This is a genomic window from Collinsella tanakaei, assembly GCF_030373545.1.
Lineage (GTDB): Bacteria > Actinomycetota > Coriobacteriia > Coriobacteriales > Coriobacteriaceae > Collinsella > Collinsella tanakaei_C.
Genome location: NZ_JAUDCO010000001.1, coordinates 168,464 through 182,371, shown reverse-complemented (window position 1 = coordinate 182,371; position 13,908 = coordinate 168,464). Strand labels below are relative to the sequence as shown.

Genomic DNA, 13,908 nt, shown 5'->3' with positions numbered 1-13,908 from the left:
GGTTGCGCTCCGGCAGCGGCGCGCGTCGTTATGCGGGGATGTCGCCGGCTTCGCCCGCCGCCCGCTCGCGCGCATCGACGCGCTTGAGCGCCTCGATGGCGCACTCGAGCATGCCGTCGTCAGCGCGGCGCGTGGTCAGGCGCTGCATCTGCAGACCGGGCCATAGGGCGATCTTCACGAGCGGGTTGTCCGGATGGGCGCCCGCCCACTTGACGGTGACCTCGTAGGAAAGCCCGGCGACGATGGGCAGCATGATCAGGCGCGAGGCGAACACGAACAGCGTGCGCACGATGCCGGTGAGCCCAAGCGCCTCTGCCCAGGCGCCGACCGGGACCACCGCGTGCAGAATCAGCGCCACGGCGACGGTCATGACCAGAAACGCGGTGCCGCAGCGCACGTGCAGGCGCGAGAACTTCGCGGCGTTTTCCGGCGTGAGCGGTAGGCCGTGCTCAAAGCAGTGGATGGACTGGTGCTCGGCGCCGTGGTAGCCGTACAGGCGCGCCATGTCGGGCATGAGGCCCACGCCGCCGATATAGGCGACGAGCACGACCATGCGCAGGCAGGCCTCGACGACGTTCCAGGTGAGCGCGTTGTCGGCGGAAAGCTCGCCGACGAGCAGGTTGGTGAGGACGAGCGGCACGCCCATGAACAGGACCACGCCCAAAGCGATGCCGATGGCGACCGCGAGGCCCATGCCGGCGCCCGAGCCTGACGGGGATGCGTCGTCGGCGGAGGCTTCGTCGCCCGCGACCTGTTGGGTCGCGGTATCGGGCGAGCTGTCCGCCTTCGTGCCGCCGCTCGCACCTTCGGCCGCATCCTGGTCACCAGCCGCCTCGTCGACCTCGTCGGGAAACGCATGGATTGCCGCGATGTCCATCGCGCGGTACGAGAGGATCATGGATTCGGCAAACGACAGGCAGCCGCGCACGATGGGCCAACGGGCCCACGCGCCGCGGCCCGAGCGATCGGGCAGATCGTGTTCCTCCACGTAGATGCTGCCGTCGTCACAGCGCACAGCGACGGCCCAGTTGAGCTTTCCGCGCATCATGACGCCCTCGAGCGTGGCGGACCCGCCGATATGCGTGCAGAACAGCTCGCCTTCCTCGGCGATTCCCTCGTGCCTGTCTCGCGCCATGCGACCTCCTTCGAGCTGCGGCCGGCCTCGTCGGGCCCGTCGCCGCGCAGTGCGCACAAGCTTACCGTAAACGCACCTCCGACGGCGTATAGTTATAGCCGTGCATAGATGCGTCAAGGGTAAGGAGCGCGCATGTCCACCATCACCACCATCTCGCGCGGCGGGCTCACCGCCTCGATCGACAGCATGGGTGCCCAGCTCACCAGCCTGAATCTCGACGGGCGCGAGTATCTGTGGCAGGCCGATCCGGCATTTTGGGGCAAGCACGCCCCCGTGCTCTTTCCCATCGTGGGCAACCTGCGCGACAACGCGGCCCAGTCCGCGGCCGGCCCGTGCCGGATGGAGCGCCACGGCCTGGCGCGCATCAACGAGCACGCGCTGGTCGGCGTGAGCGATGACGGTTCGTCGGTGACCTACGAGTTCTCGAGCTCGCCGGAGACCCGCGCGGCGTATCCGTATGACTTCACGCTCAACATGACCTACGCGCTCACCGGGCCGGCGTCGCTCACGCAGACGTTTGCCGTGACCAACACCGGTGAGGTCGACCTGCCGTTCTCGGTGGGCGGCCATCCCGCATTCAACATTCCGGCGCCGGGCGACGAGCAGGCGGACGAGACGTTTGAGGACTACGGGTTCCGCTTCGCCGCGCCCTGGACGGCCGCGTGCCCCAAGATCGTGGCGGGCGGTTTGGCCGATCCGGCCGACACCTTCCTGACGGTCGAGAACTCCGACGTGCTGCCGCTGTCGCGTTCGCTGTTCGACTACGACACGATGATCTGGGACCACGTGCCGGGCAACACCGTGTCGCTCGTGGGGACGCGCAGCGGACACGGCATCCGCATGGATTTCCCGGGCTTCGACTTTTTGGGCGTGTGGTCCGCGCCGGGTGCGCCGTTCGTGGCGCTCGAGCCCTGGACGGGGCATGCGACCTACACGAACGAGGATGACGTGCTCGAGCACAAGGAGAACATCACGCTGCTCGCGCCCGGCGCCACCGACGAGCGCTCCTTCACCATCACCCTGCTCTAGCGTTCCGCGGGACGTTTCAAAAGGAATCGGGAAAAGAGACGTGTTTCCGGGGCTTTGCGCCCGGCAAAGCGGTGTCGCACCCTTTGTCGCGAGCCGGCGTGAAGCGCATCGATAGCAAGGCCGACGAGGGCGCTGTCCCTCCTTTGTCGGAGGGCTGACGGAGCAATCCGCCCTCGCCATCCGGAGGACCTTATCGCCGGTTGCCGGCATCTGCTGCCGCGCCGCTTGCCCGTTTGCGGCGGATATTCGGTTACGTGCGTGTTTCCGGGTCTTTTTCGCTGGCCTTTCGTATACCTGCGCAGTATGCTGGCAACTTGTACGCGTAACTTTCTCGCATTAAGTTGCAAGGGGGAGGGGAATGGGTCCCCTCCGGTTGCGTCGTACGGAAGGGGTTTTACACAACATACCGGAAGGAACCATCATGACTAAGAACCTCTCTGCGGATGTGCAGCTCGCATCGAGCCGCCTGACCCGTCGCAATTTCCTCAAGCTCTCCGGCCTTTCGGCCTTTAGCGTGGGAGGCATGATGTTCCTCGCCGGTTGCGGCCCCGCCGCCCAGGATTCCGGCACCGACGACACCGATGCCGCCGACGACACCGATGCCGCCGAGGCCACGCTGGGTGACGGCGTTACCCTGCGTGTCGGCATGGAGGCCGCCTACGCTCCCTACAACTGGCAGGTCTCCGAGGCCTCCGACTACACCATTCCCATCGACAACGTCGACGGCGCCTTCGCCGACGGTTACGACGTGCAGGTCGCCAAGATCATCGCCGACGGTCTGGGCATGGAGGCCGTTGCGGTCAAGCTCGACTTCGCCGCACTCATCGACTCACTCAACAACGGCCAGATCGATATCGTCTGCGCCGGCATGTCCGTCACCCCGGAGCGCGAGGAGTCCGCGGACTTCACCGATTCCTACGTTGACGACGATATCGTCATGATCACCAAGAAGGATTCCGCCTACGCTGGCGCCACCACCTTCGCCGAGCTCGCGGGTGCGTCCATCCTGGGCCAGGCCGCCACGATGTACGACGACGTCATCGAGCAGATCCCCGACATCAACCACATGACGCCTGCCGAGACCGTGCCGCTCGTGGTCGAGAACCTGTCCAGCGGCACCTGTGACATCATCACCTACTCCATGCTGTCGGTGCCCAAGCTGCTCGAGACCTATCCCGATTTCGTCCAGCTCGAGATGACTGACAAGTTCGAGGGTTCCGTCATGCCCGATAACGCGGCCATCGCCAAGGGCAACGACGCCGTGCTCGAGCAGATTAACGAGATCATCGCCGGCATCTCCGAGGAGGATCGCCAGACGATGTGGAACGAGTGCATGGATCGCCAGCCTGCCTAATGCGGAAGGGCGGTCACCGCGTCTGCCGCAGCGGGCTTACCGCATAGGCTGCCGGCCAGCACCCGCACGATTCCGCCCGCCATCGACGTTCGGGGCGCGCACCTGGGCCATGTGGCCGGTGCGCGCCTTACCCATCTCAGGACTAAAGGAGAAACCATGGGTACCAAAGGGCGTGGCCGCCTGGCCTCGTTCATCCTCGACGACCATCGCTACGTGCTGCTCGGCACGAGCACGGTGGCCGGTGTCGGCATGCTGCTGTCCAGCCAGCCGAGACCCGCGCTGAGCTTTTTGGCCCGCGCCTTCACGGTCGAGCTCGTGATGTACTACCTGCTCGCGGCGTGGCTCGTCGTGAGCGCCGTCGCGCTTGTGTTCAAGCTCACGCACTGGAAGACCTACGACGCGAGCGCGCCGTTTACCAAGCCGGCAGTCGCCCGCGCGCTGCGCTACGCGTCCTACGTCGTGTGGGCCATGACGTTTGTGCTCGTCGTCGACCGTGTGGTGATGGGTGTCGCCTCGGCGTGGCAGGTTGCCGTGGCGGCCGAGTCGCGCCCGGCCGACGATATGCTCCAGAGCATGTGCTACATCCTGTGGAACGGACGCGGCACGTTTGCCACCGGCCTGGCGACCACCATCGAGCTCGCCGTGTTCGGCACCATCATCGCGTTTTTCCTGGCACTGCTGCTGGTGTTCTGCCGCATCCAGACCATCGACCGCCCCGACAACGATTTCGTGCGCTTCCTCAAGGTTGTGGGCTCGGGCTTCGCCAAGGTCTATTCGACCGTCGTGCGCGGCACGCCGATGATGGTCCAGGCCATGATCATCTACTTCGGCGTCTTCGGTATCCTGCGCACCACCGACCTCACCACCACGCAGATCAACGGCATCTGGTCGGCGTTTGTGGCAGGCCTCGTCACCATCACGCTCAACTCCACCGCCTACATGATGGAGGTCCTGCGCGGCGGCATCGAGTCTGTCGATCCCGGCCAGGCCGAGGCGGCGCGCTCGCTCGGCCTGTCGCAGTGGCAGGCCATGAGCAAGGTCGTGTTCCCCCAGGGCGTGAAGTACGCCATCCCGGGCCTGTCCAACGAGCTCATCATCAACATCAAGGACTCGTCGGTGCTGTCGGTCATCGGCACGTTTGACCTCATGTTTGCCAACACGACCGTGTCGGGCATCTACTACAAGCAGTTCGAGACGAGCCTGATCGTCACGGTGATGTACCTCATCCTGACGCTTGCGGCGTCGTGGCTGCTCGGCCGTTTCGCACACCACTTCGACGTCACGCCCGAGCCGTTCGGCAGCACGTCGGACCAGACCATTTTGGGAGAGGAGTAGGCCATGGCGACCGCAAACGCACCTGAATCGCGCGAACCCATGGTTCGCATCGAGGGCCTGCGCAAGTCGTTTGGTAGCCTCGAGGTCCTGCGCGACATCAACCTTGACATCATGCCCGGGCAGGTCGTGACGATTATCGGCGCATCCGGCTCCGGCAAGTCGACGCTGCTGCGCTGCATCAACCTGCTCGAGACGCCCGACGCCGGGCACGTGTGGTTCCACGGCGCCGACCTGGCCGCCGAGCACGTGGACGTCAACCGCCTGCGCGAGAAGATCGGCATGGTGTTTCAGGGCTTCAACCTGTTCAACAACATGGATGTGCTGGACAACTGCACGCTGGCGCCCGTGACCCTGAAGAAGATGAAAAAGGCCGAGGCCGAGCAGGTTGCCATGAAGCACCTCGAGTCCGTGGGGCTCGCCGACTTTGCCCATGCCAACGTCTCCAACCTCTCCGGCGGTCAGAAGCAGCGTGTGGCCATCGCGCGCGCCCTGTGCATGCAGCCCGACCTCATGCTGTTCGACGAGCCGACCTCCGCGCTCGACCCCGAGATCGTGGGCGAGGTGCTCGAGGTCATGCGCGGCCTTGCGGCCGACGGCATGACCATGGTGGTGGTCACGCACGAGATGGCGTTTGCCAAGACGGTATCGGACCGCGTGGTGTTCATGGACAAGGGCGTCATCGCCGAGGAGGGCACGCCCGCCGAGATCTTCGGCGCGCCCAAGCACGCCCGCACCCGCGAGTTCCTCGCACGCTACCTCGACGACTAGCCGACAACTTGGCGCCAGGTACAAGCTTGTCGCTCTGAGGCGGTCCGCTCCCGTTTGGAAGCGGACCGCTTTCGCGACAAGGTTGAACCCGGCGCTTTCTCGTCGGCGACAAGATTGCACCTGCCGCCAAGTTGTCGCGGCTCCCTCTTGTCGCTCGTCAGCAAGGCTAGATTCGCTGCGTTTCCCCACTGTTCGCTTCGAAACTGGACAATTTGTTCAGATATGAAGGTCTACGGACCTGGAATATAGGGGAATCCGGCCCGTCCTCGGATAGTGGCAGTGAGTGCGCATCATAAGAATATGCGTACATGTCGTTTAGTAAATGTACAGTTATCGGGTTTCATTTCTTGAAGCATGCTGCGGTACGGTTGCGGTCCGTTTTCGGCCTCCCAAACCTTCATATCTGAACAAATTGTCCAGATTTGGGTTGCGGTGCCGTAGGAAGCACTTCCAAAGCAAGGGGCGCGCGCCGCTTCTGCTCGTGAACGGGCGTGGCGACAAGATTGAACCGAGCATCTTCTCGTCGGCGACAAGATTGCACCTGCCACCAAGTTGTCGCTAACTTGCCGCTGTGAACATTTTGCGCAGCTAGAGATGGTATGCGGCGCCCAGAGCCCGCCGCCGCTTGCCCTCGCGCGCCAGCCGGGTATGATAGATGGCCGAGAGAAAGGATTCGCGCGTGTACCTCAGATTCGACATGTTCTAGCTGGGCCTGCAGAGCGCTCGCCCGCCGAGCGACCCGCAATCCCGCTCCATGTCCATGCGCGGACACATGCCCGCCGACCGTAAAGGAATCCATCATGCGCGACAAGCTGGAAAAACTCATCATCGCCTACGAGGAGCTCGAGAAGAAGCTCTCCGATCCCTCGGTGGCATCCAATATCAAGGAATTCACGCGCCTCAACAAGGAGTACGCGCATCAGACGCCGCTGGTGACGGCCGCGCGCGAGTACATCGGCGCCCTCGACGACATCGACGCCGCCAAGGAGATGCAGCGCGAGACCACCGACCCGGACGAGAAAGCCCTGCTGCAGGAGGACATCGCCGCCAACGAGGCCAAGCTTCCGCAGCTCGAGGAAGACATCAAGTTCATGCTCATCCCGGGCGACCCCAACGACGAGAAGAACACCATCGTCGAGATCCGCTCCGCCGCCGGCGGCGACGAGGCCGCCATCTTCGCGGGCGACCTGTTCAAGATGTACCAGCGCTTCTGCGAGCATCAGGGATGGAAGCTCGAGGTGCTCGACTCCAGCCCCAGCGACGCGGGCGGCTTCAAGTCCATCGAGTTCAAGGTCAACGGCGACAAGGTGTACTCGGTCATGAAGTACGAGTCCGGCGTGCACCGCGTGCAGCGCGTCCCCAAGACCGAGAGCCAGGGTCGCATCCAGACCTCCACGGCCACGGTTGCCGTGCTGCCCGAGGCCGACGAGATCGACGTCCAGATCAACCAGGCCGACCTGCGCATCGACACCTACTGCGCGTCGGGCCCCGGCGGCCAGTGCGTCAACACCACGTACTCCGCGGTGCGCATTACGCACCTGCCCACCAACACCGTGGTGCAGTCGCAGGAGCAGCGCTCCCAGATCCAGAACCGCGAGGTCTGCATGCAGATGCTGCGCGCCCGCCTGTACGAGATGGAGCTCGAGAAGCAGCAGGCCGAGCTGGGCGCCGAGCGTTCGGCGCAGATCGGCCACGGCAACCGTTCGGAGAAGATCCGCACGTACAACCAGCCGCAGGACCGCGTGACCGACCACCGCATCGGCTTCAACTCCACCTACAACGGCGTGCTGCTGGGCGACCAGCTCAGCACCGTGATCGAAGCGCTCGCCGCCGCCGACCGCGCCGAGAAGCTCGCGCAGGCGGTCTAAGCCGCACGGCTTCGCCCGCACGAAGAATCGCATGCTCCGAAGGGGCGCTCGCAGGCCGCGGGCGCCCCTTCGCGCATGCGGCGCTCTGTGGTAATAGGCGGTATTCGGCCGCGCGCGCTGGCGGCCCTTCGCGCTCTATGCAAGAATACGGAAGAATATGCATCGATTCGTCGGCACGCGCCGACATGCCAATACCTTTCGGAAAGGATGGCTAGCCATGAACAAGTCCCCGCGCATCAAGCGCGATCCGGCGCCGGAGGGCCCCAAGAGCAAGGCGCAGCAGAAGCACGAGCGCAAGGAGCAGGCGCACAAGGGCCTGAAGATCGTGCTCGTGGCCATCGGCTGCCTCGCCATGGTCCTGTCGGTCACCACGATGGCGTGCTCGGGCTTCCTGAACGAGACCACCAAGGAAGAGGGCTACCACCTGACCGGCGGCGTGGCCGCGACGGTCAAGGGCGTCAACATCACCGAGGACACCGTCACCAACCAGATCATGAGCCTGCGCAGCGCCTACGGCTACGACAGCGATGCGGACTGGGCGCAGTACCTGGCCGATAACAACCTGACGCCCGAGAGCTACCGCGAGCAGGTCATCAACAGCTACGCCCAGCAGTACCTGCTGACCGCCGCGCAGAACGAGTACAACATCACCGTCTCGGATGACGAGGTCGAGCAGGCGTGGGACGAGGCCACAGCAAGCTATGACAGCGAGGACGCCTTCGTCCAGCAGCTCGCGACGTTCGGCTACACCGAGGACAGCTACAAGGAGAGCCTGCGCAACAACCTCGCGCAGGAGAAGCTGCTCGATGCCGTCGCGCCGGTCGAGGACCCCACCGACGACGAGATTGTCGCCTACTTCAACGAGAACACCGACAAGTTCAACAACGCCCGCCGTTCCTCCAACCTGCTGATCTCGGTGGCAAGCGACGCGACCGACGAGGAGAAGGAGCAGGCCTACGCAACTGCGCAGGAGGCCCTCGACAAGATCGAGTCGGGCGAGCTGACCTTTGAGGAGGCGGTCGAGCAGTACTCGGATGACACGGCGTCGGCCAAGGACGGCGGCGACGTGGGCTGGGACAAGCTCACGACGTTTGTGACCGAGTACCAAGACGCGCTTTCCGGCCTGGGTGCCGACGAGGTCAGCGGCATCGTCGAGACGACCTACGGCTACCACATCATCAAGTGCACGGACGTGTTCAACGTGGACGGCGAGGCCACCAAGGCCGATCAGATCCCCGAGGAGATCCGCACCTACATCTCGGACGCCATCAAGTCCGACGAGCAGGGAAGCGCCTACACGGAGTGGTGGAACACCTATCTGGACGAGGCCGACCTGCAGATCAACCCCATGCCCGAGGATGTCCCCTACAACGTCGACATGAGCGCCGCGGGCTCCGGCTCCGCCGGATCGGCCGAGTAGCCGGTATCCGAACGGCGCGGGCGGCACGGGCCGCCCCACGAGGAAAGAGGAAGAACCATGACGAGCGAACAGCTCCACAACGAGATGGTCCAGGCCATGAAGGCCAAGGACAAGACCCGGCTGTCCATCCTTCGCCAGGTTATCGGCGAGGTCAAAAACGTCGAGGTCAACGAGCGCCGCGAAGCGACTGAGGAGGACGTCAACAAGCAGATCCGCCGTCTCATCAAGCAGACCGGCGAGACGCTCGAGATGTCCATCAAGGCAGGCAACAACCAGGAGCGCACCGACACCCTGACCGAGCAGGTCAAGATCCTGGAGAGCCTGCTGCCCGCGCAGGTGGGCGGCGACGAGCTCGTCGCGCTCATCGAGAAGACCATCGCCGAGCTGGGCGCGACCACCAAGAAGGACATGGGTCGCGTCATGGGCGCGCTGGGCGCCGCGACGGGTGGCAACTTTGACAAGCCCGCGGCGGCCAAGGAGGTCGGCGCGCGTTTGGCATAAAGCGATACGCGCATTGCCCGCACGATTCGGCTCGGTAACCAATGTGTTTCCAGTTTTGCCCTGCAAATGCTGCAGCAGGGTGGTGTGTATAATGGAGCCGCGTTCGGGTAAAAGTATTCGCACCTGACGCCCGGGTGTCACCGTTTTCAAACGATGCGCTTGCAGCGTCAGTTGCTGTCTATACAGCATTATCACGCGCGCAGACAGATTTCACGCACACGTCGCGGAGCGCGCAGAACCGTATAATAGGATCGCTCGGTCGCATGATTCCCGACAGGGAAGCCGGCGGCCGAGATGTGGCAGAAACAGAGAGGAACCGCGCCCATGGCCGACATGATCGAGATCCGGAACCTGAACAAGTACTTCGGCGACCTGCACGTCCTCAAGGACATCAACCTGACCGTCAAGGCCGGCGAGAAGGTCGTCGTGATCGGTCCCTCCGGTTCCGGCAAGTCCACGCTCATCCGCTGCGTCGACTTCCTCGAGGAGCCCACGAGCGGCGACGTCATCATCGACGGCACGCCGCTGACCAAGAAGAACCACCTCGAGATGGCCCGCAAGTACTCGTCGATGGTGTTCCAGCAGTTCAACCTGTACCCGAACATGACGGTGCTCGGCAATCTCACCTTGGCCCCCATCAAGCTGCAGAAGAAGAGCAAGGAGGAGGCCAACAAGATCGCCATGGCCGCGCTCGAGCGCGTCGGTCTGGCCCAGAAGGCCGGCGAGTACCCGCAGAACCTCTCCGGCGGCCAGCAGCAGCGCGTGGCCATCGCCCGCGCCATGTGCACCAAGCAGCCTATCATCCTGTTCGACGAGCCGACCTCCGCGCTCGACCCCGAGATGATCCAGGAAGTGCTCGACGTCATGATCGAGCTCGCGCAGGACAACATCACCATGATCTGCGTGACGCACGAGATGAACTTCGCCAAGCAGGTGGCCGACCGCGTCCTGTTCATGGACGACGGCCAGATCCTGGAAGAGGGCACGCCCGAGCACTTCTTCACCAATCCGCAGAATCCGCGCTGCAAGGACTTCCTCAACAAGATCCTGCACTAGCGCTTGATTCATCGGCGGACCTCCGTTCGCCGGGCGGGCGCGGGCCCGCCAGCCGAGGGCTCAACGCCCTTTGGCACACTTGCCGCGGCCCTGTGCCGCGGGCATCGTACCAGGGAAAGGGGTACCGATCATGAAGATGTCACGTCGTCAGTTCCTGCAGGTTTGCGGCCTCGGCGTCGCTTCGGTCGCGGGCGTGAGCGCGCTCGCCGGTTGCGGCGGTGGCGAGAGCGGCAACGGCTCGTCCGGCGCTTCCGAGTCCAAGCTCCAGGCTATCAAGGATCGCGGCAAGCTGGCCGCCGGCGTCAAGGCCGACGTCCTTGGCTACGGCTATCTCAACACCGAGACCAACGAGTACGAGGGCCTCGAGATCGACCTGTGCTATCAGATCGCCGCGGCTGCGCTCGGCGTCTCCTACGAGGAGGCCAAGGAGCAGAAGCTTGTCGAGTTCACGACCGTGACGCCCAAGACGCGCGGCCCGCTCATCGACAACGACACCCTCGATATCGTCTGCGCCACCTACACCATCACCGACGAGCGTCTCGAGGACTGGGACTTCTCCGATCCGTACCGCACCGACCATGTCGGCATCATGGTCATGAAGTCCTCCGGCATGTCCTCCATGGCCGACCTTGACGGCAAGCTCATCGGTGTGTCCCAGGGCTCCACGACCCGCGACGCGATCCTGACCATGCTCGAGGACGAGGGCATCGACGCCACGCCCGACTTCAACGAGTACGCGGACTACCCCTCGATCAACTCCGCGCTCGAGAGCGGCAACATTGACGCCTTCGCCATGGACCGCTCGACGCTCAACACCTACATGAACGACCAGAAGGAGCTGCTGCAGCCCGAGATTGAGTTCGGCGAGCAGAACTACGGCGTCGCCACCAAGAAGGGCTCCGACCTCTCCGAGCTCGTCAACGAGACGGTCAACGAGCTGCTCGACAACGGCTGGCTCGATGAGGAAGCCACGACCTGGAACCTCCTCTAAGGATTTGAGAGCGCCGCGCGCATCCGGGCCGGAAGGCTCCAGGCGCGCGGCCGGTCGCCCGGGCGGCACGTCCCGCTCGGGCGATTTGTACGTATTGGCATAGGAAGGAGCGCTATGCTCGAAGGTCTCTTCGACCCCAGGCGCTGGGAAATCACCATGAACGAGATGGGGAGCCTCTGGGAGGGCTTCGCCTTCACGCTGCAGGTGGTTGTCGCCGGCCTGCTGCTCTCCCTGGTGCTCGGCACCATCTTGGGCGTGTTCTCCACGACGCGCTCGCGCGTGCTGCGTCTGATCAGCCGCATCTACGTCGAGTTCTTCCAGAACACGCCGCTGCCCGTCCAGGTGTTCTTCTACTACATGGCCGGTCCGCGCGTGCTGCAGATGATCACGGGCGCCGACAGCCCCGTGCGCATCTCGGCCTTCGCGATCGGCGCGCTGGGCGTCGGCCTGTACCACGCGGCGTATATCTCCGAGGTCATCCGCACCGGTATCGAGAGCGTCCCGCGCGGCCAGATGGAGGCTGCGCTGTCCCAGGGCTTCACGCGCACGCAGTCCTATGCCTACATCATCTTGCCGCAGACGTTCAAGGTGATCCTGCCCCCGCTGTGCAACCAGGCGCTCAACTTGGTCAAGAACACCTCGGTGCTCGCGCTCATCGCCGGCGGCGACCTCATGTACAACGCCGACAACTTCGTGTCGACCTACGGCTACCTGCAGGGCTACATCATGGCCTGCGTGCTGTACTTCATCATCTGCTTCCCGCTGGCGATGCTCGTCCAGTGGCTTGAGCGCCGCTCCAAGCTCCGTCCGCGCGCGAAGAGCATTCCCGGCATCACCCCCGAGCCCGCGAAGGAGGCGTAAGGCATGGAGATCTTTACCCCGGCAAACGTCTCGTTCATCATGGCGGGCTTCCTCAAGACGATCGAGATCTCGCTTCTGGCCATCATCTGCTCGGTCGTCCTGGGCACGGTGCTGGCGCTCGTCAAGCAGTTCTGCACCGGCAAGCTTTCTGTTTTCAAGTGGCTGGTAAGCGCCTACATCGAGCTGTTCCGCTGCACGCCGAACCTCCTGTGGATCCTGTTCATCTACTTCACGGTCAAGGGTGACGACGTGTTCATCTCGGTGCTCGCGTTCACGGTCTTCACGTCCGCCGTCATGGCCGAGATCATCCGCGGCGGCCTGAACTCCATTCCCAAGAGCCAATTCGAGGCGGCCAAGTCCCAGGGCTTCGGGTTCTTCTCATCCATGAGGCTCATCATCTTGCCCCAGACGTTCCGAACGATCATCCCCGCGCTGTTCAGCCAGTGCACGACGGTGATCAAGGACTCGTCGTATCTGGCGGGCATCAACGTGATGGAGTTCATGTTCAGCGCCAAGGTTGTCATGGGCTACACGAGCGACCTGTCGCAGGTGCTGCTCCTGTACGGCTTCGTCTTCGCGCTATACTTCATCTTGAACTTCGGTATCTCGTTGGTCGTGCGTCTCTACCAGCGTCGCCTGGTGGCTGCGTAAGGTACGGGCAGCTCGGGCCGCGCACGTGCGGTCCGGCGGATTGGATGGCATCTCATGGCTAAGAAACCTGACAAGAAGGTGGACGTGTCCCAGCTCCTCGCCCAGGACATGTACGCCAACGATGCGCTGGGCGCCCCGACCGAGGAGGGCGATCCCGAGTACCCGGTGGTCATCACCATCGCGCGCGAGTACGGCACCGATGCCCACGAGATCGGCATCGCCCTGCAGGAGCGCCTGGGGATTCCCCTGTACGACAACGAGCTGCTCATCCGCGCCGCCCGCCGTGCCGACACGGTCGTCGACAAGGTTGCTCCCTACGACGAGGCGGTCGCTGCCGAGATGATGGCGTTTCTGCCCGACCGCTTCGACTCGCGCACGATGGCGGACAAGCTGTTCGAGAACCTGCGCCAGGTCATCCTGGACGTCGGCTCGAGCGAGTCCTGCATCATCATCGGACGTCTGTCCGACTACATCCTGCGCGACAACCCCAACCTCATCAACGTGTTCGTGACGGCGCCGCTGGCCGAGCGCATCGAGATCGTGCAGGCACGCCGCGGCGTGTCCGAGCAGAAGGCGCTCAAGCTGATCAAGCGCATGCAGCGCAACCGCGAGCTGTTCTACAAGCGCTACTCCGCCGGCAAGACCAAGCTGCGCCTGGGCAAGGACCTGATGGTCAACCGCGCGCTGTTCGGAGTCGAGGGCTGCTGCGAGATCATCGCGAAGGCCTACGAGGTCAAGATGCGCGAGCTCGGACGCATGTAGCGCTCAGTTCCGTATAGCATGCATGAGAGCCCGCCTCGACGTGTATCCACGCCGAGGCGGGCTTCGTTGTGGTTGGGGAGCGCTGCGCGGAATGGGAGACGTGCGCGAATCTGTAGGTCGGGATGTGAGGCCGGGTGCCGGTGCGTGATTTCACCCTAGGGATTTTGTTACACCGGG

The 13,908-nt window shown here is 64.0% G+C and carries 13 protein-coding genes; 12 read left to right on the top strand and 1 reads right to left on the bottom strand.

What is annotated here, in order from left to right:
* Positions 1-28 precede the first annotated feature (28 nt).
* Positions 29-1,135 (bottom strand): DUF1385 domain-containing protein, encoded by a 1,107-nt coding sequence (locus QUW00_RS00710; RefSeq protein WP_289612490.1) that lies wholly within the window; start codon positions 1,133-1,135, stop codon positions 29-31.
* 132 nt (positions 1,136-1,267) lie between these two features.
* Here QUW00_RS00710 and QUW00_RS00705 point away from each other — a divergent pair, with 132 nt between their 5' ends.
* From QUW00_RS00705 to QUW00_RS00650, 12 genes are all read left to right on the top strand, one after another.
* A complete protein-coding gene (locus tag QUW00_RS00705; protein ID WP_289612489.1) occupies positions 1,268-2,164 on the top strand; it encodes an aldose 1-epimerase family protein in 897 nt (298 codons plus the stop codon).
* A gap of 421 nt (positions 2,165-2,585) precedes the next feature.
* Complete coding sequence (locus QUW00_RS00700; RefSeq protein ID WP_289612488.1) at positions 2,586-3,518, top strand: transporter substrate-binding domain-containing protein; 933 nt, start codon at positions 2,586-2,588, stop codon at positions 3,516-3,518.
* A 156-nt stretch (positions 3,519-3,674) separates the two neighbouring features.
* Positions 3,675-4,853, top strand: coding sequence for an amino acid ABC transporter permease (locus QUW00_RS00695; protein ID WP_289612487.1), 1,179 nt, complete (start codon positions 3,675-3,677; stop codon positions 4,851-4,853).
* A gap of 3 nt (positions 4,854-4,856) precedes the next feature.
* On the top strand, positions 4,857-5,621 hold the full coding sequence (locus QUW00_RS00690) for an amino acid ABC transporter ATP-binding protein (RefSeq protein ID WP_289612486.1): 765 nt from the start codon (positions 4,857-4,859) through the stop codon (positions 5,619-5,621).
* An 800-nt stretch (positions 5,622-6,421) separates the two neighbouring features.
* Positions 6,422-7,489 (top strand): peptide chain release factor 1, encoded by a 1,068-nt coding sequence (prfA, locus tag QUW00_RS00685; RefSeq protein WP_289612485.1) that lies wholly within the window; start codon positions 6,422-6,424, stop codon positions 7,487-7,489.
* A 217-nt stretch (positions 7,490-7,706) separates the two neighbouring features.
* The gene (locus QUW00_RS00680; protein WP_289612484.1) at positions 7,707-8,909 is read left to right on the top strand and encodes a peptidylprolyl isomerase; all 1,203 of its coding nucleotides are present in this window, start codon (positions 7,707-7,709) and stop codon (positions 8,907-8,909) included.
* A gap of 57 nt (positions 8,910-8,966) precedes the next feature.
* Complete coding sequence (locus QUW00_RS00675) at positions 8,967-9,410, top strand: GatB/YqeY domain-containing protein (protein WP_289612483.1); 444 nt, start codon at positions 8,967-8,969, stop codon at positions 9,408-9,410.
* Between the two features lie 324 nt (positions 9,411-9,734).
* Positions 9,735-10,466 carry an amino acid ABC transporter ATP-binding protein gene (locus tag QUW00_RS00670; protein ID WP_289612482.1) on the top strand — a complete coding sequence of 244 codons (732 nt, stop codon included), beginning with the start codon at positions 9,735-9,737 and terminating at the stop codon, positions 10,464-10,466.
* Positions 10,467-10,596: 130 nt separating this feature from the next.
* A complete protein-coding gene (locus tag QUW00_RS00665) occupies positions 10,597-11,457 on the top strand; it encodes a transporter substrate-binding domain-containing protein (protein ID WP_289612481.1) in 861 nt (286 codons plus the stop codon).
* Positions 11,458-11,571: 114 nt separating this feature from the next.
* Positions 11,572-12,318: an amino acid ABC transporter permease gene (locus tag QUW00_RS00660; protein WP_289612480.1), complete on the top strand. Its 747-nt coding sequence runs from the start codon at positions 11,572-11,574 to the stop codon at positions 12,316-12,318.
* Between the two features lie 3 nt (positions 12,319-12,321).
* A complete protein-coding gene (locus QUW00_RS00655) occupies positions 12,322-12,969 on the top strand; it encodes an amino acid ABC transporter permease (protein ID WP_289612479.1) in 648 nt (215 codons plus the stop codon).
* Positions 12,970-13,023: 54 nt separating this feature from the next.
* On the top strand, positions 13,024-13,731 hold the full coding sequence (locus QUW00_RS00650; protein WP_289612478.1) for an AAA family ATPase: 708 nt from the start codon (positions 13,024-13,026) through the stop codon (positions 13,729-13,731).
* Positions 13,732-13,908: the final 177 nt, after the last annotated feature.

Excerpts from the sequence above, each read along its gene's own strand:
- QUW00_RS00710 (WP_289612490.1), bottom strand. The coding sequence starts at position 1,135 with ATGGCGCGAGACAGGCACGAGGGAATCGCCGAGGAAGGCGAGCTGTTC.
- QUW00_RS00705 (WP_289612489.1), top strand. The coding sequence starts at position 1,268 with ATGTCCACCATCACCACCATCTCGCGCGGCGGGCTCACCGCCTCGATC.
- QUW00_RS00700 (WP_289612488.1), top strand. The coding sequence starts at position 2,586 with ATGACTAAGAACCTCTCTGCGGATGTGCAGCTCGCATCGAGCCGCCTG.
- QUW00_RS00695 (WP_289612487.1), top strand. The coding sequence starts at position 3,675 with ATGGGTACCAAAGGGCGTGGCCGCCTGGCCTCGTTCATCCTCGACGAC.
- QUW00_RS00690 (WP_289612486.1), top strand. The coding sequence starts at position 4,857 with ATGGCGACCGCAAACGCACCTGAATCGCGCGAACCCATGGTTCGCATC.
- prfA (WP_289612485.1), top strand. The coding sequence starts at position 6,422 with ATGCGCGACAAGCTGGAAAAACTCATCATCGCCTACGAGGAGCTCGAG.
- QUW00_RS00680 (WP_289612484.1), top strand. The coding sequence starts at position 7,707 with ATGAACAAGTCCCCGCGCATCAAGCGCGATCCGGCGCCGGAGGGCCCC.
- QUW00_RS00675 (WP_289612483.1), top strand. The coding sequence starts at position 8,967 with ATGACGAGCGAACAGCTCCACAACGAGATGGTCCAGGCCATGAAGGCC.
- QUW00_RS00670 (WP_289612482.1), top strand. The coding sequence starts at position 9,735 with ATGGCCGACATGATCGAGATCCGGAACCTGAACAAGTACTTCGGCGAC.
- QUW00_RS00665 (WP_289612481.1), top strand. The coding sequence starts at position 10,597 with ATGAAGATGTCACGTCGTCAGTTCCTGCAGGTTTGCGGCCTCGGCGTC.
- QUW00_RS00660 (WP_289612480.1), top strand. The coding sequence starts at position 11,572 with ATGCTCGAAGGTCTCTTCGACCCCAGGCGCTGGGAAATCACCATGAAC.
- QUW00_RS00655 (WP_289612479.1), top strand. The coding sequence starts at position 12,322 with ATGGAGATCTTTACCCCGGCAAACGTCTCGTTCATCATGGCGGGCTTC.
- QUW00_RS00650 (WP_289612478.1), top strand. The coding sequence starts at position 13,024 with ATGGCTAAGAAACCTGACAAGAAGGTGGACGTGTCCCAGCTCCTCGCC.